This is a genomic window from Duganella sp. AC237 (assembly GCF_979254035.1).
Genome location: NZ_CEEDEW010000003.1, coordinates 1,591,681 through 1,613,245, shown reverse-complemented (window position 1 = coordinate 1,613,245; position 21,565 = coordinate 1,591,681). Strand labels below are relative to the sequence as shown.

17 protein-coding genes are annotated in these 21,565 nt (G+C 61.7%); 2 read left to right on the top strand and 15 right to left on the bottom strand.

All coding sequences use genetic code 11. The features are described from left to right. Window positions 1–319: 319 nt before the first annotated feature. Window positions 320–769, top strand: a complete 450-nt coding sequence (locus tag AC0IYS_RS07520; RefSeq protein ID WP_471704582.1) for a hypothetical protein — start codon at window positions 320–322, stop codon at window positions 767–769. 369 nt (window positions 770–1,138) lie between these two features. Here the strand turns inward: AC0IYS_RS07520 and AC0IYS_RS07515 are convergent, their stop codons facing one another. The 6 genes from AC0IYS_RS07515 to AC0IYS_RS07490 form a co-directional block, all read right to left on the bottom strand. Further along, the gene (locus AC0IYS_RS07515) at window positions 1,139–1,546 is read right to left on the bottom strand and encodes a hypothetical protein (RefSeq protein WP_471704581.1); all 408 of its coding nucleotides are present in this window, start codon (window positions 1,544–1,546) and stop codon (window positions 1,139–1,141) included. Window positions 1,547–1,690: 144 nt separating this feature from the next. After that, window positions 1,691–2,038 carry an energy transducer TonB gene (locus AC0IYS_RS07510; RefSeq protein WP_090315987.1) on the bottom strand — a complete coding sequence of 116 codons (348 nt, stop codon included), beginning with the start codon at window positions 2,036–2,038 and terminating at the stop codon, window positions 1,691–1,693. Window positions 2,039–2,107: 69 nt separating this feature from the next. Further along, window positions 2,108–2,443 carry an energy transducer TonB gene (locus AC0IYS_RS07505; RefSeq protein ID WP_471704580.1) on the bottom strand — a complete coding sequence of 112 codons (336 nt, stop codon included), beginning with the start codon at window positions 2,441–2,443 and terminating at the stop codon, window positions 2,108–2,110. Window positions 2,444–2,538: 95 nt separating this feature from the next. Then, window positions 2,539–4,284, bottom strand: coding sequence for a methyl-accepting chemotaxis protein (locus AC0IYS_RS07500; protein ID WP_471704579.1), 1,746 nt, complete (start codon window positions 4,282–4,284; stop codon window positions 2,539–2,541). A gap of 336 nt (window positions 4,285–4,620) precedes the next feature. Further along, window positions 4,621–5,655: a tRNA dihydrouridine(20/20a) synthase DusA gene (dusA, locus tag AC0IYS_RS07495; RefSeq protein ID WP_471704578.1), complete on the bottom strand. Its 1,035-nt coding sequence runs from the start codon at window positions 5,653–5,655 to the stop codon at window positions 4,621–4,623. 34 nt (window positions 5,656–5,689) lie between these two features. After that, the gene (locus tag AC0IYS_RS07490; RefSeq protein WP_471704577.1) at window positions 5,690–6,301 is read right to left on the bottom strand and encodes a helix-turn-helix domain-containing protein; all 612 of its coding nucleotides are present in this window, start codon (window positions 6,299–6,301) and stop codon (window positions 5,690–5,692) included. Window positions 6,302–6,352: 51 nt separating this feature from the next. On the opposite strand from AC0IYS_RS07490, the gene AC0IYS_RS07485 reads away from it, so the two are divergent. Continuing rightward, a complete protein-coding gene (locus AC0IYS_RS07485; protein WP_471708817.1) occupies window positions 6,353–6,817 on the top strand; it encodes a GNAT family N-acetyltransferase in 465 nt (154 codons plus the stop codon). Between the two features lie 206 nt (window positions 6,818–7,023). Here AC0IYS_RS07485 and AC0IYS_RS07480 read toward each other — a convergent pair whose 3' ends face one another. The 9 genes from AC0IYS_RS07480 to scpB form a co-directional block, all read right to left on the bottom strand. Next, the gene (locus AC0IYS_RS07480; RefSeq protein ID WP_471704576.1) at window positions 7,024–9,264 is read right to left on the bottom strand and encodes a DUF3141 domain-containing protein; all 2,241 of its coding nucleotides are present in this window, start codon (window positions 9,262–9,264) and stop codon (window positions 7,024–7,026) included. A gap of 142 nt (window positions 9,265–9,406) precedes the next feature. Next, the gene (gene typA, locus AC0IYS_RS07475) at window positions 9,407–11,239 is read right to left on the bottom strand and encodes a translational GTPase TypA (protein ID WP_471704575.1); all 1,833 of its coding nucleotides are present in this window, start codon (window positions 11,237–11,239) and stop codon (window positions 9,407–9,409) included. 266 nt (window positions 11,240–11,505) lie between these two features. Beyond that, window positions 11,506–12,441 (bottom strand): tRNA pseudouridine(55) synthase TruB, encoded by a 936-nt coding sequence (gene truB, locus AC0IYS_RS07470; RefSeq protein WP_471704574.1) that lies wholly within the window; start codon window positions 12,439–12,441, stop codon window positions 11,506–11,508. Between the two features lie 18 nt (window positions 12,442–12,459). Continuing rightward, complete coding sequence (rbfA, locus tag AC0IYS_RS07465) at window positions 12,460–12,882, bottom strand: 30S ribosome-binding factor RbfA (protein WP_471704573.1); 423 nt, start codon at window positions 12,880–12,882, stop codon at window positions 12,460–12,462. A gap of 97 nt (window positions 12,883–12,979) precedes the next feature. Continuing rightward, window positions 12,980–15,850 carry a translation initiation factor IF-2 gene (gene infB / locus AC0IYS_RS07460; RefSeq protein WP_471704572.1) on the bottom strand — a complete coding sequence of 957 codons (2,871 nt, stop codon included), beginning with the start codon at window positions 15,848–15,850 and terminating at the stop codon, window positions 12,980–12,982. 46 nt (window positions 15,851–15,896) lie between these two features. Beyond that, window positions 15,897–17,462 (bottom strand): transcription termination factor NusA, encoded by a 1,566-nt coding sequence (gene nusA / locus AC0IYS_RS07455; protein WP_090316017.1) that lies wholly within the window; start codon window positions 17,460–17,462, stop codon window positions 15,897–15,899. Beyond that, window positions 17,459–17,947: a ribosome maturation factor RimP gene (gene rimP / locus AC0IYS_RS07450; RefSeq protein WP_315221180.1), complete on the bottom strand. Its 489-nt coding sequence runs from the start codon at window positions 17,945–17,947 to the stop codon at window positions 17,459–17,461. The genes nusA and rimP overlap by 4 nt, the downstream gene beginning before the upstream one ends. Window positions 17,948–18,264: 317 nt before the next feature. Next, the gene (locus AC0IYS_RS07445; protein ID WP_471704571.1) at window positions 18,265–20,595 is read right to left on the bottom strand and encodes a pseudouridine synthase; all 2,331 of its coding nucleotides are present in this window, start codon (window positions 20,593–20,595) and stop codon (window positions 18,265–18,267) included. Further along, on the bottom strand, window positions 20,582–21,376 hold the full coding sequence (gene scpB, locus AC0IYS_RS07440) for an SMC-Scp complex subunit ScpB (protein ID WP_315221184.1): 795 nt from the start codon (window positions 21,374–21,376) through the stop codon (window positions 20,582–20,584). Before scpB ends, AC0IYS_RS07445 begins: the two co-directional genes overlap by 14 nt. Window positions 21,377–21,565: the final 189 nt, after the last annotated feature.

The window sequence follows — 21,565 nt, the reverse complement described above, 5'->3', positions numbered from 1 at the left end:
GGTTACTTCGGCCAGGCGTCGACCGTATTCGGTGCAGGATGGCGCAATCGGCGTAGATTTTAAACAAATGCTCTCGCACCCAAGCGTCCAGTACGTCGAAATCATCGTCAGCCGGAACGGTGCAGACGGGCTCTCAATCACTTGCGAGGCACCGGTCGAACATCCGCCCACGAAAACCGATTTGCCACAGTCGGAATATTTTGCAAGCCATTGCCCGATGGCACTAGATTAACGCTACAATAAGGCTGCTTTTCGGCACCGATCAGCGTCCACATCGCTCCCCGAATCACGTCATCCACGTCTCACCTACCGCGCAGCCATGTCTGAACCAAAATCACTCTCAGAAGTTAGTACCTATAGCAAAGACACGCCCGTTGGCCGTCCGGATATCGACGGCCGCGCCGGCGTGTTCGTCCCATCGGAAATGTTCGACCCCGGCAACAACGCGGCCATCCGCAGCGGTTCGGGCATTGTCGGCTTCGGCAACCCGGACGGCTCGCTGACCGTCTACTTTGAATCCAACCGCTTCGAGGACAGCAGCCTGCACAAATGGGAAAACAAGGCGCGCAAAGCCTACGACCGCATGGTCATGGGCGCGCCCACCGTGTCCAAAGCGAAGATCGACGCCAAGATGCTCGATCTGGTCGGCCTGATCGACGGCATGGGCATCCACCTGAAGACGCCCGACAGTCTGCAGCGCTGGCTCGAAGTCTCCAACGCCGCAGACACCGCCCCTGCCGGCCCCGTGGTACTGTGGAAAATTAAATAAAGTGTTGACGAAAAGATAGAGACGGCGTGTTGTCCTACACGACCTCGGACATTATGCTGATGTTCTTAATGTGGCCTTAAGACTATTCTGGAGACATCAACAACCCTCACCCACCTCCGGGAGTCTGTCATGGCACGCTATCTCCATTTCGCATACGGCGCTTTACTGCTCAGTCTTGCTTGCGCTTCGACCTATGTGTTGGTAGAGGGTAATGCGCTGGGCCAGGCATCGGTTTACGTGCTGCGCTAACGTCGTGATATGCCGGCGCCTAGGCGCAGCATAGATTCCCGGACGAATGTAAAAATCCCGCCAGGCCTTACGAGGCATGGCGGGATTTTTTATGTCCGCAGCTAGGTCAGCGACCGGCCATCACCGGCGATAACCGCCACGACCCCAGCCACCGCGTCCCCAGCCGCCACGATGGCCGCCCGAGAAGCGGCTGAACGAGAAGTCCAGGCCGATGGAGACCGGCGGGTAGTAATACGACGGGGCCGGCTGGTAATACACAGGCGCGGGCGCGTAATAGACCGGAGGCGCGACCACATAGGTGGTGCTGCTCACCGGTTCGGCGTAGACCACGCGCGAGCTCGGCGCCGGCAATTCCTCGGTCGTGTAGACGGTCGTCGGCGCGCTGCCAGGAGCGCGGTTCGACGGCGTCACGGAGACGGTGCGCCACTGGTAGGGATCCTGTACCTGGGCGGTGGTGTAATACGGCTGCTGCACGGCGCACCCGGTCAGCGCAACCATCGCGCCGATAACGGCAAAGATAATCTTCATGGCAATCTCCTTGTTCCAGAATCGTACTATATAAGGAAGTTTAGCGCGTTCGCAGCCAGATTACAGCTTGTTACACGTAATAGTACAGGCGAAAAAAAAGGAGCCGAATGCGGCTCCTTCTGGTATTGCCTTGCGGGACTATGCTTAGTCCAGTTTCCAGGCGTAGTCGACCTTGGTCCAGGTCTCGGCCGGCGCGCCGTCCTTGGTACCGGGCTTGAATTTGCAGGCGCTCAGGGCCTTGATGGCGGCCTTGTCCAGGTTCTTGAAGCCGCTCGTCTTGTCCAGCTTGGAATCGGACACCGAGCCGTCAGCCTTGACCAGGAACGACATCGATACCGTGCCCTGCTCTTCATTCATCAGCGACGCTTTCGGATATTCCGCTTTGCAGTTCTTGGCATCGAAACTGGCCGGCACTTCGGCGGCGAACGCCGCTGGAACGCTCGACACGAGCACTGCTGCAACCACACTCAACCAACGCTTATTTGTAGACATCTGATTTCCCCTAGTATATGGATTCGGCAATCGGCCACGCCACCGCGGCATGGCCACTTGAGACAGGTGTTACAGCTTCCAGCTATAGTCGACCTTGGTCCAGGTCTGTGCTACCGCGCCGTCCTTGGTGCCCGGCTTGAACTTGCAACCGCTCAGCGCTTTGAGCGCCGCTTTGTCGAGGTTCTTGAAACCGCTCGATTTTTCCAGCTTCGACTCGACGACGTTGCCATCGGCGCCGACCAGGAAGGCCATCTTGACGTCGCCCTGCTCTTCATTCATCAGCGATGCCTTCGGGTATTCGGCTTTGCAGTTCTTGGCGTCGACCGAGGCCGGCACTTCGGCGGCGATGGTGACGGCGGAGACGGCGGACAGAACGACGGCGGCGATGATCGAAAACTTGTTCATTTGTATTTCCCAACAATTATTTTTAGACACTGATTAGATAGACGCCAAGGCCCGCACACGTGTCGCAAAGGGCGACAGCAGGCCGAGGCAAGCTTTTAAAACTCTTCCCACTCGTCGGCGGCGCTGCTGCTCGGGCCGTTGACGACTTTCTTCGGTTTGGCGATCGCTGCGGCCGGCTTGGACGGCAATTTCTTTACAGGAGCGCGGGCGGCGGTGATCGGCTTGACCACTGCCTTCGGGGCTGGCGTAAATACCGGAGCGGCAACGCGCTCCTCGCCTTCCACCAGCTTGAAGATGCTGACCACCCGGGACAACTCGGAGGCCTGGTCTTGCAAGCTTTGTGCTGCGGCGGCGGACTCTTCCACCAGCGCGGCATTTTGCTGGGTCATGCTGTCCATCTCGATGATGGACAGGTTGACCTGTTCGATACCAGCGCTTTGTTCCTGGCTGGCGTTGGCGATTTCGCTCATGATGTCGGTCACGCGGCGTACCGAGGCGACCACCTCATCCATCGTGACGCCGGCCTGGCCGACCAGCTTGGTGCCGGCGCCGACCTTCTCGACCGAGTCGTCGATCAGCATCTTGATTTCCTTGGCGGCGCCAGCGGAGCGCTGGGCCAGGTTGCGCACTTCCGACGCCACCACGGCGAAGCCGCGGCCCTGTTCGCCGGCACGGGCCGCTTCGACGGCGGCGTTCAGCGCCAGGATGTTGGTCTGGAAGGCGATACCGTCGATCACACCGATAATGTCGACGATCTTCTTGGCCGATGCGTCGATCGAGCTCATGGTGTTGACCACTTCCGACACCACTTTGCCGCCCTTGATCGCCACGTCCGACGCCACCGACGCCAGCTGGTTGGCTTCACGGGCGTTGTCGGCGTTCTGTTTCACGGTCGAGGTCAACTCTTCCATCGCCGAGGCGGTTTTTTCCAGCGAGCTCGCTTGCATTTCGGTACGGGCCGACAGGTCGATATTGCCGGCTGCGATCTCGCGCGAGGCGGTGCCGATGGTTTCGGTGCCCGAACGGACTTGGCCGACGATGTCCACCAGGCTGTTGCGCATTTCTTTCATTTCGAACAGCAGGCTGTCCTTGTCGTTGCCGGTGGTGTCGATGGACACGGCCAGGTCGCCGTTGGCGATGCTGCTGGCGATCGAGGCGGTGTAGTCCGGCTCGCCACCCAGCTGCTTGAGCAGGCCACGGGTGATCATCAGCGCGGCGACGATCGAGATACCGACCGCGAGCAGGCCCATGATGATCATGAAGTTGCGGCCGCTGGAGAAGCCGTTGGCGGCGTCGACCTGCATCTGCGCGTTCAGTTTGTCTTCCAGCGTGGCCAGTTGATCGAGCGCGGCCATCCATTTTTTCTGGGCCGGACGGATTTCCTTGATCAGCACGCGGGTCGCGCCTTCGGCATTGCTTGCCAACCACAGCTCGGTCGCCTTGGCGATCGCCGGCATGGCCAGGCCTTCCTGTTCCTTGATGGTGGCCAGCAGGGCCTTCTCTTCAGGGGTGGCTTCGATGGCGAATTGCGCGCCCAGCTTGTTCTGTGCTTCGGTGTATTTGCCGGCCAGTTCCTTGACGCGGTTCAGTTCCGGTTCCATGTCGGCCGGGTCGGTCATCAGGGTCAGCACGCGCAGCGAGCTGATACGGTCGTTGACGTTGGTGCGCATGTCCAGCACCAGGCGCGAGACGACGTTGTTGACGCTGATGACGTGGTCCAGGCGATCCTGGATCTGCGCCATGCGGAAGATGCCGACCGTGGTCACGGCGATCAGGAACACCAGTACCAGGGCGAATCCGAGGCCCAGGCGCGTTCCGACTTTCATTTTTGCTAAATTCATTTCGTCTTCTTCTTAAGTGACACTGTTGATAAGAATTTGCCCTGGACTGACTCGTTGCTACGAGAACACTATCCGCACGCTCATTGCCGTGAATCAATAAAACATGACATTAGCAAACAATGACTGCGAATGCAAAATTAAGCGCTACACAGAGGCTTGGGTGTAGTTTTTGCGCCGCAATATGCGATGAATGGTGTTGGAAATGTGTGGTGTTTGATGAATTATAGATGCAAATTTTTCCTCAAAGCAAGAAAAAAATGCCACTATTTTACGCATCTCGAATTTCTGCGTGGAAATACCAACACATTGGTGAAATCAGTGCCAGATAGGCAAGACTTAAGCGGCGGTACGCAGCCGGGCGGCCGCTTCGAGGAGGAGATTGGCGTCGCCGGCGGCGAGCTTTTTTGAATCGGACAACACTTGGCGGAACTGGCGGGCGCCAGGCAGGCCGGTCATCAGGCCCAGCATGTGGCGGGTGACGCTGTTGAGCTTGAGGCTCTTCTCGCCCAGTGCCAGCTGGGCACGGATGTAGGGAATCATCGCCTCGATCACCTGCTCGCGCGACTTGACGACGGCGTTGTCGTCGCCATAGTAGCGCTGGTCGAACGTGGCCATCACAAACGGATTGTGATACGCCTCGCGGCCCAGCATGACGCCGTCCAGATGTTGCAGGTGCTCGTCAATCTCGCCCTCGGTCTTGATGCCGCCGTTGATGATGATTTCGAAGTCGGGAAAATCGCGCTTGAGGCGGTAGGCGTAATCGTATTTCAGCGGCGGCACCTCGCGGTTTTCCTTCGGCGACAGGCCCTTGAGGATGGCGTTGCGGGCGTGGACGATGAAGGTTTTGCAGCCGGCATCGGCCACGGTGCCGACGAAATCGCGGACGAAATCGTAGCTTTCGGTTTGGTCGATGCCGATCCGGTGCTTGACGGTGACGTCGATGCTGACGGCATCGCGCATGGCCTTGACGCAGTCGGCCACCAGTTGCGGCTCGGCCATCAGGCAGGCGCCGAAAGCGCCCTTCTGCACGCGCTCGGACGGGCAACCGCAGTTCAGGTTGATCTCATCGTAGCCCCATTTTTCGCCCAGTTTGGCGCTGGTGGCCAGGTCGGTCGGGTCGCTGCCGCCCAGTTGCAGCGCAACCGGGTGCTCTTCCTCGTTGAAGCGCAGGTGGCGCTCGACGTCGCCGTAGACCAGCGCGCCGGTGGTGACCATCTCCGTGTACAGCCACGTGTGGCGGCTGATGTGGCGGTGGAACACGCGGCAGTGGCGATCGGTCCAGTCCATCATCGGCGCGACCGACAGGCGGCGGCTCGGCTTGATGCCAGGCGCTGCGGCTGTATCGGTGGTTGGCTGGTCGATGATGGTCATGGCGGTTGCTACGGGAAACGGATGAGGGTCGTCATTATATCGCCAAACCCCGCAGCGGGCCAACGGACCGCTCCGCTGGAGCGAACGGCAAGGTCACCAGACCGACCAGGTAGCGCGCCGGGGCGCTGGCGGGATTGGCGTAGACGATCTGCTGATCTTCGCGCATCGCCACGCAATCGCCGGCTTCCAGACGCCACTGTTGGTCGCCGCACGAGATATCCATGACGCCTTCGAGCATCCACATCTGATGGTGGATGTCCGACGCCCGCGCCATGCGCTCATAGACAACGCGCTGGCCGGGCGGGAACACCACCTCGACCAGTTGCAGCGGAGAACGCGCCGCCGGCGACAAGTGCCGCCGCACGTAGCCGGAGGCCGGGTCGGTCCATACCTGCTGATCAGCCGCGCGGCGCAGCGGCGACGGCGCGGCAGAGCTTTCGTCGGCTTCGAACAGCGAGGCCAACGTCACGCCGAGGGCGCCGGCCAGCTTGTCGAGCACGGTGGCGGTGGCGCTGCTCTCGCCTCTTTCGATCAACGAAATGTTGGAACGGCTGACGCCGCTCAGTTCCGCCAAAGCCGTCAACGACAATTGGCGCGCTTCGCGCAAGGCCAGCACGCGGCCTGCAATTAATTTGTTTATATCCATGCCATCCATTATACTGGATTTGCCATCCAACAAAATGACCGATCATCCATGATGCATATCACCTTTGAAACCCCGAACCAGCCTGAAGTCATTTCCCTGATCGCCGATCTCGATGCGTATCAGCTGTCGCTATATCCGCCGGAGCTCGTCTATGCGCTGGATTTGCCGTCGTTGATGGCGCCGCACGTGAAGTTTGCCGTGGCGCGCGAAGGCGATGCCGCCGGCAAGATCGTCGGTTGCTGCGCGATCGTACTGTCGCCGGAGTTTGGCGAGATCAAGCGGTTGTATGTGGACCCCGCCGGACGCGGCAAAGGCACTGGGCGAGGCTTGCTGAGCTTGCTGGAAGCGGCGGCGGTGGAAGCCGGTTGCGCGCAGATGGTGCTGGAGACCGGGCCATCGCAGCCGGAGGCGATGGGGCTGTATGAGCGGCATGGGTTCCAGCGCTGCGGTGCGTTCGGCGATTATCCGGAGGACCCAATGAGTGTGTTCATGCGGAAGGACCTCGCAAATACGTAGGGCGGATTAGCGCAGCGTAATCCGCCAATGTGTGCGTCGCGGGGGCGCATGCATTGGCGGATTACGGCGTTCCGCCTCTTAAGGCCTACGGCAGTAGGCCGCCTCTTCGATGGGCCCCCAGGGCGGGTTAGCGGGCCTCGCCCGCTAACCCGCCCTACGTGTCTCTTCGTGTCTCATCGGGCTGCGTTCATCGGCGCCGCCCTCCCTTACGCTTCCTTTTTCTTCTTGCGCACCACCGCCAGCTTCGGCGCCTGCGGACCGAACATCTCGGCCACGCGCTCGAGCCGCACCGCGCCGTCGCCGACCAGGGTACCGGTCGCGCCCGCCACCTGCCGCACGATGCCCAGAGCCGCCGCGCGTGCTTCCGGCTCCTCCGGCAGCAGCAGCGGCAGGTCGCGCATCGCCGCCTCTTCATCGACCTGCAACATCAGATACTGGTCGCGCACGATGGTCTTGAACTGCGTCACGCTCAACTCCTCGTCGTCCGAGGTGCGCAGGCGCAGCTGGCGTATCGTCGCAAACGCGCGCTCATCGGCCGCGCTCATCTCCGGACTGCGATAGATGTAGAGCAAGCCGCGGATAATCGCCTCCGTCACCCCGCCCTCGGCGGTCTTGGTAGCGGCCGCCGCGCGGAACGCGTTCAACGCCGCCTCGTGCGCCAGGTCGCGGCCGATGCGGCGCGGCGCGCCGGCGTCGGATCGCAAGCCCACCAGCGCCTGCAACACCGGCGAACCGTACACGCTGAGGAAGAACTTCTCCGTCGCCTCGTCGCGGGCATCGCGATAGGCATCCAGCGTGGCGACGATCTGCTTCGACATGTGCTCCTGCATCTGCAGGAAGACGTTGCTCTTATCGACCGGACGGCGCTGCACGCGCACCTTCTCGGCCAGCGCCGGGATGCCGTCGAGCAGCTTGTTTTTGCTGGAGAACGCCGTGTAGCGCAAGCGCAGCGGGTGCGATTCGCGCAGCCGTTCGGCGCTCTCTTCCGTCACCATGCTTTTAACGATCGGGCTGACGAACTGGCGGTACAGGCCCTGGTTGATTTCCGACACCCGCGCCACGGTCGCAAAGCGGCGCTCGTCCTCGGCGTCGTTGCCGCCCAGCGCGCGCAGCGTATCCAGGCCGCGCCGCTCGAAACGCATGACGAAGTCGCCGCCCATCATGTCGCCTGCGGCGATCTCGGCCTGCAGCATTTCCTCGTCCTTGTCGAGGAACACCGCCTCGTACAAGCCAGGCGGCATGATGTCGATCATGTCCATGGCGGCCGTGAATTCCTCGTGCTCCTTGTTGGCCACGGAGGCCGAAACGAAGATGCCCAGGTGACCTATGCTTTGGTGCATGGTGTAGATGATGGTCTGGCCGCCGGCGACCAGCGCATCGTCGTCCTCGTACAAATCCAGCACCCAGCCGAGCGCTTGCTGCGGCGGCGTGATGTCGTCGCCCCACGAGCAGAACACCACGATCGGCGACTTGATGTTGCGCAGGTCGATGCGGTGGCCTTCGCTGTCGAGCAGCTCGGCCGCGCTCAGCTTGTTGCCGACGAATAGCGAGTCGGCGATGTATTGCATCTCGCCGGCGTTGAGCAGCACCGGGTTGCCCCACCAGCGTTCGAATTCCAGGAAGCGCGCCGCCTCGGTGTCGATCTTCGAATACACGTTGTAGTTCTTGCTCCACATCGTGTTCGCCGGGTTCATTTTCTCGAAATTCTCGACCAGCTGCGCGCCGTCGAAAGTGCCGTTGCCCAGGTCGCCCGCCAGCGACGTCGTCCACGTCCCGCCGAGCGCGCCGCCCAGGTAGCGCATCGGGTTCTTGCCGCGCACGCCGGCCCAATACGACAGCGGCGCCCCGGCCAGCACCAGCGGACCGACCAGGTCCGGCTGCAGCGCGGCCGTCATCATGATTTGCCAACCGGCCTGGCAATTGCCGATCAGCGCAGGCTTGCCGTCAGCCTGCGGATGCAGTTCGGCCACATGGGCGATGAATTTCGCCTCGGCCCGGCAGACGTCTTCGATGGTCTGGCCCGGCACCGGCTTGGGCAGGAAGCCGACGAAATAGCACGGATGGCCGGCCTTGAGCACGACACCGATCTCGCTATCCTGTTTCATGCCGGCGATGCCTGGCCCGTGGCCGGCGCGCGGATCGAACACGATGAATGGGCGCTTGGTGGGGTCGGGGGTCACGCCGTCCGGCGGAGCGATGTAGCACAGGCCGTAGTTGACCGGGCGCTCGAGGTCGCGGCCGTCCATGATGACTTTGAAGGCAAAACTGAGCACGTGCGGCGCGGTCTCCTCGGTACGCAGGTTGCGCTCGTCGCCGCGCTGGCGCAGCACATCCATGAACAACACGCTGCGCTGGCAGGCATCGACCCAATAGTCGGTCGCCTGCTGCGCGAGGGAGAAAGGATTGGTCGGCCAACCGGACCACGGATTCAACTTTTCGTCACTCACCTTGATGCTCCTCAATACTGATTTATGCTGCCATGCGTCAAATTACTCCAGCACTGGTAAAAAGGCAATTGAATCCGTTGCCGCAAAAAAAAACCCCGGCGCTCCGTGGAGGTCGGGGTTTTTTATCGTGCGGCGAAACCGATCAGGATTCGCGCGATGCTTTTTTACGCTCGTGCTCTTTCAGGAAGCGCTTGCGCAGACGGATCGATTTCGGGGTGATTTCCACCAGTTCGTCGTCGTCGATGAATTCAACCGCGTATTCCAGCGACATCTGAACCGGCGGCACCAGGCGCACCGCTTCGTCGGTACCCGACGAACGCACGTTGGTCAGCTGCTTGCCCTTGATCGGGTTGACGACCAGATCGTTGTCGCGCGAGTGGATACCGATGATCATGCCTTCGTACACCGGGTCGTTGTGGACCACGAACATACGGCCGCGATCCTGCAGTTTCCAGATCGCGTAGGCCACGGCGGCGCCGTCGTCCTGCGAGATCAGCACGCCGTTGCGACGGCCGCCCAGTTCGCCCTTGGTGTTGTCGACCGGAGCGTACGCGTCGAACACGTGGCTCATCAGGCCGGTACCACGGGTCAGGGTCATGAACTCGCCCTGGAAGCCGATCAGGCCACGCGCAGGAATACGGTATTCCAGACGCACACGGCCTTTGCCGTCCGATTCCATGTTTTGCAGGTCGCCACGACGACGGCCCAGTTCTTCCATGACGCCGCCCTGGTTGGCTTCTTCAACGTCGACCGACAGTTGCTCGAACGGCTCGTGGCGTACGCCATCGACCATTTTGAACACCACGCGTGGACGCGACACGGCCATCTCGAAACCTTCGCGACGCATGTTTTCGATCAGGATGGTCAGGTGCAGCTCGCCGCGGCCCGATACTTCGAAGATCGTGTCGTCGTCGGTTGGTGCAACGCGCAGCGCGACGTTGGCTTTCAGTTCCTTGTCCAGACGGTCGCGCAGCTGGCGCGAGGTCACGAACTTGCCTTCGCGGCCGGCCAGTGGCGAGTTGTTGACCATGAAGTTCATGGTCAGCGTCGGCTCGTCGACGGTCAGCATCGGCAGCGGTTCCGGGGTGTCCAGCGCGCACAGCGTCGAACCGATACCGATTTCATCGATACCGTTGATCAGGCAGATGTCGCCGGCAACAGCTTCGTCGACCAGCACGCGCTCCAGGCCCTTGAAATTCAGCACCTGGTTGATGCGGCCCTTGATCGGGGTGGCGCCTGGGCCGTTGATGACCAGAACGTCCTGGCCGACCTTGACGGTGCCGCGATTGACGCGGCCAATGCCGATCTTGCCGACGTAGGACGAGTAGTCCAGCGACGTGATTTGCATCTGCAGCGGGCCTTCCGGATTGTCGTCGCGCACTGGAACGTGTTCCAGGATGGCGTCGAACAGCGGCTTCATGTCGCCCGAGCGGACATCTTCGGTCAGGCCGGCGTAGCCGTTCAGGCCCGAGGCGTAGACGATAGGGAAGTCCAGCTGCTCATCGTTCGCGCCCAGCTTGTCGAACAGTTCGAAGGTCTGGTTGATCGCCCACTCAGGACGTGCGCCCGGACGGTCGACCTTGTTGACGACGACGATAGGCTTCAGGCCCAGCGCCAGCGCCTTGCGGGTCACGAAGCGGGTCTGTGGCATCGGGCCTTCCTGCGCATCGATCAGCAGCAGAACGGAGTCGACCATCGACAGAACACGTTCCACTTCGCCGCCGAAGTCGGCGTGGCCTGGGGTGTCGACGATGTTGATGTGGGTGCCTTCGTACTCAACCGCGCAGTTCTTCGACAGAATCGTAATGCCGCGTTCCTTTTCGAGGTCGTTCGAGTCCATGATGCGAGTATCGACCGCTTGGTTTTCACGGAAGGTGCCGGACTGGCGCAGCAGCTGATCCACGAGGGTGGTTTTGCCGTGGTCAACGTGGGCGATAATGGCGATGTTGCGAATTGCGCGTTTTGTAGTAGACATGGTCGTTATATTTGCTGAAAAACTGCGGGTGCGTACAAACTGTACGGGGGGTATTCCGGGATGTTCGTGGGCTACAACTGCTTAGCCAATTTCTGGAACCGCGTAGTATAGCATGGTGCGTTGCAACTCCTTAAAAAAATCGAGTATTTTCAAAGAGTTGCTTTCCAAACCCGCCGGGGTCAAGTCTGTCATTCGGACACAAGCCCGGCAGTAAAGCCCCTCTACGGTCAAGCCCGTGTCCGAATGACAGACTTGACCCCGAGGGTTTAGGTCGCTGCCTCTGGCGCGGTGAAAGCGATCAATCGTTCCGGGGCGAGGATGCTGTATTCGCCTAGCATTGCCGTGCCGAGCAGCTTGTCGTCCAGGTAGACGCGCACCCTGCCCTGCTCAGCCGGCACACTTATCGGCTCTTTGCCCAACGCCAGGCGCTGGCCGTTGAGGAAGCGCTTGGCCAGCTCGGCGTTCAATTGCACGGCCGGGAAACTGGCCAGCAAGGCGTCGACCGGAGCCAGCAGACTCAACGGTTCGGCGTGCGCGATCAGCGCTTCCAGCGTGATCATGTTGTCCATCGTCAGCGGGCCGACCTGCGTGCGGCGCAGCGCGTTCAAATGCGCGCCGCAGCCGAGCGCTTCGCCGATGTCCTGGCCCAGCACGCGAATGTACGTGCCCTTGCTGCACGTGACCGACAATTTCAGGAACGGCGCCTCGTACGACACCAGCTCCAGCTTGTGGATGATGACATTGCGCGCCTCGCGCTCCAGGGTGATGCCGGCGCGCGCGTATTCGTACAGCGGCTTGCCGTCGCGCTTCAACGCCGAATACATCGGCGGCACTTGCGCGATCGGGCCGCGGAATTTTTCCAGCACCGCGTGGATCTGCTCCAACGTGACGTCGACGTCGCGCGTGTCGATCACTTCGCCTTCGGTGTCGCCGGTGTCGGTGGTCTGGCCCAGGTGCACCGTGGTGTCGTAGGTCTTGTCCGCTTCCAGCAAGTCCTGCGAAAACTTGGTCGCCTCGCCAAAGCACAGCGGCAGCAAGCCGGTGGCGAACGGGTCGAGCGTGCCGGTATGGCCGGCCTTCTTAGCATTGAGCACGCGCTTGGCTTTGATCAGTGCATCGTTGCTCGAGAAGCCAACCGGCTTGTCGAGCAGCAGCACGCCGTCGACCAGGTCGCGGACTTTTTTAGGATGATTTTGCTTCATGGATGCAGCCAAAACGGCTTATTCGGCGCCGTCTTTTTTCTCGTCGGCCGGCTTGGCCTGGTCGTCGTCCAGCGAACGCGTGGCGTTGGCCTGGTCGATCAGCAGCGACAATTCCATGCCGCGCGAGGTGGACGTGTCGTGCACGAAGTGCAACGCCGGCAGCGTATGGATGTGCAGACGCTTGCCCAGCTGGCCGCGCATGTAGCCGGCGGCGGCCGACAGGCCTTCGACGGTCTGCTTGACCTGCTCCGGGCTATCCTTGAGCATCGTGAAGAAGATCTTCGCGTGCGCATAGTCCGGCGTGACCTGCACTTCGGTGATGGTGATCATGCCGACCCGTGGGTCTTTCAACTCGTAGGCGATGATTTCGGACAGATCGCGCTGGATCTGGTCCGCGACGCGCTGACCGCGCTGCGGGATGGTTTTACTGTGTTTTGCCATGATTCGGTACTGCTTTCCATAAACGGCAAGTGGACGGGAGCTGCTGCTTCCGTCCACTTTACCTAGTACTACTGTCTATTACTACTGTCCGTAACGATTACAAGGTACGGGCGATTTCCTGAACTTCGAACACTTCCAGGGTGTCGCCAACCTGGATGTCGTTGTAGTTCTTCAGCGACAGGCCGCACTCCAGACCGGCGCGGACTTCCTTCGCGTCGTCCTTGAAGCGTTTGAGCGAGTCGATCTCGCCGGTCCACACCACGATGTTGTTGCGCAGCAGGCGGACCGAGGAAGCGCGCTTGACCACGCCATCGGTGACCAGGCAACCGGCAACCGCGCCGACTTTCGAGACCAGGATAACCTGGCGAATCTCGACCTGGCCGATAACGGTTTCGCGCTTCTCTGGCGCCAACATGCCCGACAACGCCGCTTTGATCTCGTCGATCGCATCGTAAATGATGTTGTAGTAGCGAATGTCCACGCCGTTCGACTCGGCCAGCTTGCGCGCCTGTGCATCGGCACGGGCGTTGAAGCCGATGATGACCGCTTTCGAGGCCACCGCCAGGTTGACGTCCGACTCGGTGATGCCGCCGACTGCGGCGTGCACGACTTGTACGCGCACTTCCGAGGTCGACAACTTCTGCAACGAGCTGACCAGTGCTTCCTGCGAACCCTGCACGTCGGTCTTGATGATCATCGGCAGGTTTTTGACTTCGCCTTCGGCCATCTGGTCGAACATGTTTTCCAGCTTCGCGGCTTGCTGCTTGGCCAGTTTCACGTCGCGGAACTTACCTTGACGGAACAGACCGATCTCACGGGCTTTACGCTCGTCAGCCATGACCATGACTTCTTCACCGGCTTGCGGCACTTCCGTCAGACCCTGGATTTCGACCGGGATCGAAGGACCTGCTTCGTTGATCGGCTTGCCGTTCTCGTCCAGCATCGCGCGAACGCGGCCATACGAGGAGCCCGCCAGAATCACGTCGCCGCGCTTCAGGGTACCGGACTGCACCAGGATCGTCGCGACCGGGCCCTTGCCCTTGTCCAGACGGCCTTCGACCACCAGGCCGCGCGCTGGCGCGTCGACCGGGGCTTTCAGTTCCAGCACTTCGGCCTGCAACAGCACCTGTTCCAGCAGCGCATCGATACCGGCGCCGGTTTTTGCCGAGACCGGCACGAATGGCGATTCGCCACCGTATTCTTCCGGCACAACTTGTTCGGCAACCAGTTCCTGCGTCACACGGTCGACGTTGCCGCCCGGTTTGTCGATCTTGTTGATCGCCACAACCAGCGGCACGCCGGCCGCTTTCGCGTGGGCGATCGCTTCCTTCGTTTGCGGCATCACGCCGTCGTCGGCCGCCACCACCAGAATCACGATGTCGGTCGCTTTCGCGCCACGGGCACGCATTGCCGTAAAGGCTTCGTGACCCGGGGTATCGAGGAAGGTGATCATGCCGCGCGGGGTGTCCACGTGGTATGCACCGATGTGCTGGGTAATGCCGCCGGCTTCGCCCGACGCCACTTTGGCGCGGCGGATGTAATCCAGCAGCGAGGTTTTACCGTGGTCGACGTGACCCATGACGGTCACCACCGGTGCGCGCGAGACGGACTCGAAGTGAGCGTGCTCACCCTGGTCTGCCAGCAGCGCTTCCGGATCGTCCTGCTCGGCGGCGAAGGCTTTGTGGCCCATCTCCTCGACCAGGATCATCGCGGTTTCCTGATCCAGCACCTGGTTGATGGTGCACATCTGGCCCAGCTTCATCAGCTGCTTGATGACCTCGGATGCCTTGACGGACATCTTGTGCGCCAGTTCGGCCACGGTGATGGTTTCAGGGACGTACACGTCCTTGATGACCGCCTCGGTCGGCGCCTGGAAGTTGGTTTCGCGGTCGTCCGAGTGCGAGCCGCGACGGCCGCCACTCTTGCCACCACTGCGCCAGCCGTCACGCCCGCCGGTGCCGGTGTTGCCACGGCCCTTGTTGGCGGTGTTGCCCGGCGCGCCACGTTTCTTGGCGTCGTCCGACCAGGTCGACGAGACATTGGCCGATTTGATCGACTTCTTGTCGGCGGTGACCGGCTTCTTGTCGCCCGGCTTGTCGCCAGGCTTGGCGACGGCGCCAGTCGCAGGCTTGTGCAGGGTGCCTTCGGCAACCTTGGCCTTGACGGGGACAGGTGCCGGCTCAGGGGCTTTGATGGCGCGGCGTGGCGCGTTCATCATGGCCTTGATCTGGGCGACCTCGTCCGCCACGGCCTTGCGGGCGCGGTCGGTGGCTTCGGCTTTTTCAGCGGCTTCCTTGGCGGCGGCGGCGGCCTTCTTCTTGGCCTCTTCCGCTGCGGCTTTTTTCTTCTCTTCGGCTGCGACGTCGACGGCCGGCGCAGGCGCTGCGGCGCCGGCGTTGGTTGCAGCGGCCGCTGCCTTGGCGGCGGCTTTCTTCGCCTCGGCGTCGGCTTCCTTCTTCGCTTCGGCTTCGGCGGCGGCCGTGGCTTTGGCCTGGGCTTCCTTCTCGGCATCCAGCTTGGCCAGGCGGTCTTGCTTCTCGCGCAGCTCGGCTTCTTGGCGCGCGATCAGTTCGGCCTGTTTGCGGGCGTCTTCTTCACGGCGGGCCACCTCGGCAGCATCCACCACCGGCGCCACGGGGGCGGGGGCGGGAGCGGCGACCGGCTCGTCGCGCTGGACGAAGGTGCGAACCTTCTTCACAGCGACCTGAATCGTGCGGGCCTTGCCATTGGCGTCGGCCTGCTTGATTTCAGTGGTTTCTTTGCGCGTCAGCGTGATCTTCTTCTTTTCGGTATCAGCCGATGCGCCGTGGGTACGACGCAAGTGATCAAGCAGCTTATCCTTATCATCTTTCGACAATGGATCTGACGTCGAACTTTTTTCGACGCCGGCAGAACGCAGCTGCGTCAGCAGCAAATCTGCAGGCATCTTCAGTTCGGTGGCAAATTGGGCTACGTTGTTACTCGCCATTCAGTCCTCTTTTCTATGTGTCGCGGAGATGATAAAGATACTCAAATTATGCCTTTGCAGATTCGGCAAGACTCCATGCCTTGGCCTGGAGGCCCTTGGCACGATCGTCGTACTTCGAGTCAACCAACTTCATCTCATCGTCGGTCACATCTTCAAATTCACTTGTAATCAGTGCGCGTGCACGGTCGGCGGACAGGGCCAGAATGGCGCCAAATTCGTCGTAGGCCAGTGCAGCAAATGCATCGACAGTCTTGATACCAGCCAGGCCCAGCTTGCCGGCGGTGATGCGGTCCATGCCTTCCAGACCGACCAGCGCCTCGTCCATGCCTTCCAGGCCTTCTTCCGAAGCGATCGCTTCGGTGACCAGGGCGTCACGGGCGCGGGTGCGCAGTTCGTTGACGGTATCTTCGTCAAACGATTCGATTTCCAGCATTTCGGAGATCGGCACGTAAGCGATTTCTTCCAGGCTGGCAAAGCCCTCTTCCACCAGGATGTCGGCGACTTCCTGATCGACGTCCAGTTTTTCCATGAACAGTGCGCGCACCGCCGCGGTTTCCTGGGCTGCCTTGTCGGCCGATTCCTCGGCCGTCATGATGTTGATCTTCCAGCCGGTCAGGTCGGAAGCCAAGCGCACGTTCTGGCCGGAACGGCCGATCGCGATCGCCAGGTTTTCCTCGTCGACAACGACGTCCATCGCGTGCTTCTCTTCATCGACCATGATCGACGACACGTTGGCCGGGGCCAATGCGCCGATGACGAACTGGGCCGGATCTTCCGACCACAACACGATGTCGACGCGTTCGCCACCCAGCTCGCCGGTGACGGCCTGCACGCGCGAACCGCGCATGCCGACGCAAGTACCGATCGGGTCGATGCGCTTGTCGGCCGTGTAGACGGCGATCTTGGCGCGGACACCTGCATCGCGGGCGGCCGATTTAATTTCCAGCATGCCTTGTTCGATTTCCGGCACTTCCAGCTCGAACAGCTTCATGATGAAGTCCGGCGCGGTGCGCGACAGGATCACTTGCGGGCCGCGCATATTGCGGTCGATACGCAGGATGAAGGCGCGGACGCGGTCGCCAATACGCAGGTTTTCCTTCGGAATCATCTGGTCGCGCGGCAGGCGGGCTTCGATCTTGCCCGACTCGACGATCGCGTCGCCGCGTTCCATGCGCTTGATGGTGCCGGTCACGAGCGAGTCGCCGCGTTCGAGGAAGTCGACCAGGATCTGTTCGCGCTCGGCGTCGCGCACACGCTGCAGGACCACCTGTTTGGTGTCTTGCGCGAAGCGGCGGCCGAATTCGACGGACTCGATCGGTTCTTCGATGTGGTCGTCCACTTCGATGTCAGGGATCTGTTCCTTGGCTTCGAAGTGCAGGATTTCCTGGTCCGGCAGTTGCAGGCCCGCTTCATCGGGGACGACGTGCCAGCGGCGGAAGGATTCGAACTCACCCGACTCGCGGTCGATCGAAACGCGGATATCGACTTCACCTTCATAGCGTTTCTTCGTGGCTTGCGCCAACGCGAATTCCAGCGCGCCGAAAACGACATCTTTATCGACGTTTTTCTCACGCGCCAGCGCGTCTACCAATAACAAAACTTCGCGACTCATGCTTTGCGTCCCTTAAAATCCACCTGCGGCACCAAGCGTGCCTTATCCACGTCGGCGAGCGTAAACTCCAACAGCGCCGGACCATCATTGCTATCAAATTCCAACGACAAATTATCGCCCTGGGGTTCTTGCAGAACGCCCTGGAACGATTTCCGGTTGTTCGTACCCGGCATTGCGGTGCGCAGTTTGACGATTACCTCGTAACCGGCAAAACGCACGAAGTCTTCCAGCTTGCGCACCGGACGATCCAGACCCGGCGACGAGATTTCGAGGCGTTCGTAGTTGACGTTCTCGACTGTCAGCACGTGCGACAGCTGGTGGCTGACCGTGGCGCAATCTTCCACGGTGATCGGGCCTTTTTCTTCCGCGTCGGCTGCGCTGAAATCGATAAACACGCGCAAGACTCCGCGCTCGGCCCGTTCGACATCAACCAGCTCGTAGCCCAGACCCATGACGGTCTTTTCAATTAGTTCCGGCAGCTGCAAGAAATTCTCCAAATCAAGGCCTGTTTGCAATTATTCAAAAACAGGCCGTACAAAACGCTTTAACAAAAAAAAAATGGGCATCTGCCCATCTTCTTGTAATACCTAGCCAGATGAAAGGATTCCTGTGGGAGCTACCCGCGAAGAACTTTTACTAGGCTGGTTATTATAACCTTATCTGGTCTTCGCTGCAATCAGCGCATAACACAAATAAGGTCGATGGACCAGAAAACAAGCGCTTAAACCCCCAACGTAAGAGGGGTCGGACCCCAAGGGGTCCGACCCCGCAGCGTCATCGCCTTGCGGGGTATTGCTGACGATTAACCCTTGCGGCGACGTGGCATGCCGTGGTCGATCGCACCGCCGCGTGGCGGCTGGTTGCGACGCGGCGCGCCGGCGTTGCCGAAGCCAAAAGTCGTCTGCAGCGGATCGGGCTGGCGCGGACCACGGCTTGGACCTTTGGCCGACTGGCCGCCGCCCATACCGCCGCCCTGGCCGCCTTGACCACCCTGGCCTTGCGGACGGCCTTGACCCTGCGGACGGCCCTGGCCACCACCGGCGCTGCGTGCCGGACCTTCGCCCAGCGGACGGCCACCGGCGTAACCGCCGATACCTTGCGGACGACCACCCGGACGGCCCGAACCCTGGGCGCCGCCTGGACGGCCCTGTCCGCCACCTTGGCCGCCTTGGCCATTGCCACCCGGACGACCCGAGCCCTGCGCGCCACGACCATTACCACCACCGTTTGGACCGCCAGCGCCACCGGCGCCATTGCCCGGACGACCCTGGTTACCGAAACGCGGACCGCGTTGCTGCTTGGCGAAAGGCATCGCGTTGTCGTTGCTGACATCGGCGCGGTTGAAGTTTGGCTCGTCGCCATCATCCTCGTCGTCGTCATCGTCGCGGTCGTCGAAGTCGGCGCGGCCGCGCTGCGGACGCTTTTCCGGACCTTTATTCTGTGCGGTCGGCTTGGCTTGCTGCGGGCCTTTGCCGCGCGGCGCGGCAGCCGCCGGCGTATCGCTGCCTTTTTTGTCGACGCCGTACGCGGCCAGCAGGTCGCGCACGGTGTTTTCTTCCATCTCTTCCCAACGACCACGCTTCAAGCTGCTTGGCAGGGTCATCGCGCCGTAGCGGGTACGGATCAGGCGCGACACGGTCAGGCCGATCGCCTCGAACATGCGGCGCACTTCGCGGTTGCGGCCCTCGCCGATGATCACGCGGTACCACTTGTTGATGCCCTCGCCGCCACCGTCGGCGATCTTGGAGAACTGCGCCAAGCCGTCTTCCAGCTCGACGCCGGCCAGCAGTTTCTGGCGCATGCCCTCTTCCAGCAGGCCCAGCGTCCGCACCGCGTACTCGCGGTCGATGCTGTAGCGAGGGTGCATCAGGCGATTCGCCAGGTCACCGGAAGTCGTGAACAGCAGCAAGCCTTCGGTGTTGAAGTCGAGGCGGCCGATGGCCAGCCATTTGCCTGCCTTCATCGTCGGCAGGCGGTCGAACACCGACGGACGGCCGTCCGGGTCGTCATGGCTGACGATCTCGCCGGCCGGCTTGTGGTACACCAGCACGCGCGGCGGCTTCTTGCTGACGCGGCGCTGCAACAGTTTGCCGTTGATGCGCACGGCATCGGCCGGCAGGATGCGCTGGCCGATGTGGGCCGGCTCGCCGTTGACCGACACGCGGCCGGCAACAATCAGCTCTTCCATGTCGCGGCGCGAGCCCAGACCGGCTTCGGCCAGCACCTTGTGCAGCTTCGGCGCGTCGTCTTCCGACGTCAGGTCGCGGCGCACGGCTTTCGGCGCGTTGCGGCCCTTGCCGGTTTCTTCGCTGTCGAAGGCGTCGGAGGTGACGTACGAGAACGCGGCGTCGGCATCGTTGCCCTTGCCCACATTACCGAAGGCGCCATGCACGCGCTGCGGCTTCGGACCCTTGCCGCGACCGCCCTTGCCATTGCGCTGCTGACCGTCGGGACGCGGACCACGCTCATTGCGCGGCTTGCCGTTCGGCTCGGCGCCCTCTTCAGTTGGCGCCGCTTCGCCTTCGGCCGCGACCACCGGCTCCGGACGTGGCATCGTCGCTTCGCGCAGCGCGCGTTGCTCGCGCATCTGGCGCGGACCGCGTGGGCCGCGTGGACCACGGTCGCTGCGCTCGCGCTGGGCGGCCGGCTGGCCGTCCTGGCCTTCGGCACCCGAAGCGGCTGCGGCAGGAGCGGCTGGCGCTTCCACTGCCACGGCTGGCGCGGACGATTCGGCCGACGCCGTCACGGCGGCGGCTGGCTTCTTGGCGCGCGGCGCCTTGGCCGGCGCCTTGGCCGCTTCTGCAACTGGCGCGGCTTGCGGCGCCGATTCAACAGCCTGGACAGCCTCGACGGCAACCTTGGCGACCGGTTTGGCGCGCGGCTTCTTCACCGGCGCGGGTGCGTCGGCGGCGGCAATTGGAGCTGGGGCAACTGGAGCGGCAGCGGCAGGCGCGGCGCCTTCAACGGCGGCGTCAGCCTTCGGCTTGCGCTTGGCCTTGACGGCAGGGGCCGCTTCGGCGGCACCGGAGGCAGCCGCATCGGCTTCGATCTGTGCTTTGGTGCGGCGTTTTGGCTTGGCGACCACTTCTGCGGTGGCGTCGTTGACTGTCTCGGGGGTATTAGATTTGTTCATTATTCGTTTCTTGGTTGTGCTCAGCGTCAACCGTTAAATCTGGCGCATGGTCGTGATTGATTGCTTGCTGGCCGGCTTCCGGGCTAGTCGCGGCGTCTACTGCTTCGTCGGCCACTTGCAACTCGCTATCCGTACCATCTCGTTGTTGCGCGACGCTTTCGCTGTGCGCGGCTTTATCAAAGTTCTCTTGCAGGGCCGCCTCCAGCGCTTCCATATCCGGACCGCCGCCCTGCACATCGCTCAATTGCTGCAACGGCGGCAGCTGGGACAGCGAATTCAATCCCAAATCATCCAAAAACTGCTTGGTCGTGCCCAGCAACGCCGGGCGGCCCACGACGTCGCGGTAACCGATGGCATCTACCCAGCCACGGTCTTCCAGCATTTTGATCGTCTGTGAATTGACGGCGACGCCGCGTATTTCTTCGATATCGCCCCGCGTGACCGGCTGCCGGTACGCGATGATCGCCAGGGTTTCCAGCGTCGCCCGCGAATACTTGGGCGGTTTTTCCGGATTCATCCGGTCCAGGTACAGCTTCATCTCGGGGCGGCTCTGGAAGCGCCAGCCGGTCGACAGGCTGACCACTTCGATACCCTTGCCGGCCCAATCGAGCCGTAGTTCTTCCAGCAATTCCTTGATCGTATCGGAACCTACTCCGGGACCGCGCGGCCTGCCCTGGTCATCGACATCGACATACAGCTTCTTCAGACTGTGGATCGACAACGGCTCATGGGCGCATAGCAAGGCGGTTTCGAGGACTCTTTTAGCCTCAGCTGTATCCATAGCAATCTTGTGGTTGCATTGTCATGCAAAGAAAGAAATCAATCACATTCAGTGAGGCAGTGGCCGCATTCAAAATGCCGCCTGCCGGAGTACTCGCTGAAGCTGTTTTCCGAGCCCGGGCGATACGCGCCGGGCGGGAGAGAGAGGCATGCCGACGACGACCGAGGCCGCCGCTTTTCTACGTGAAAC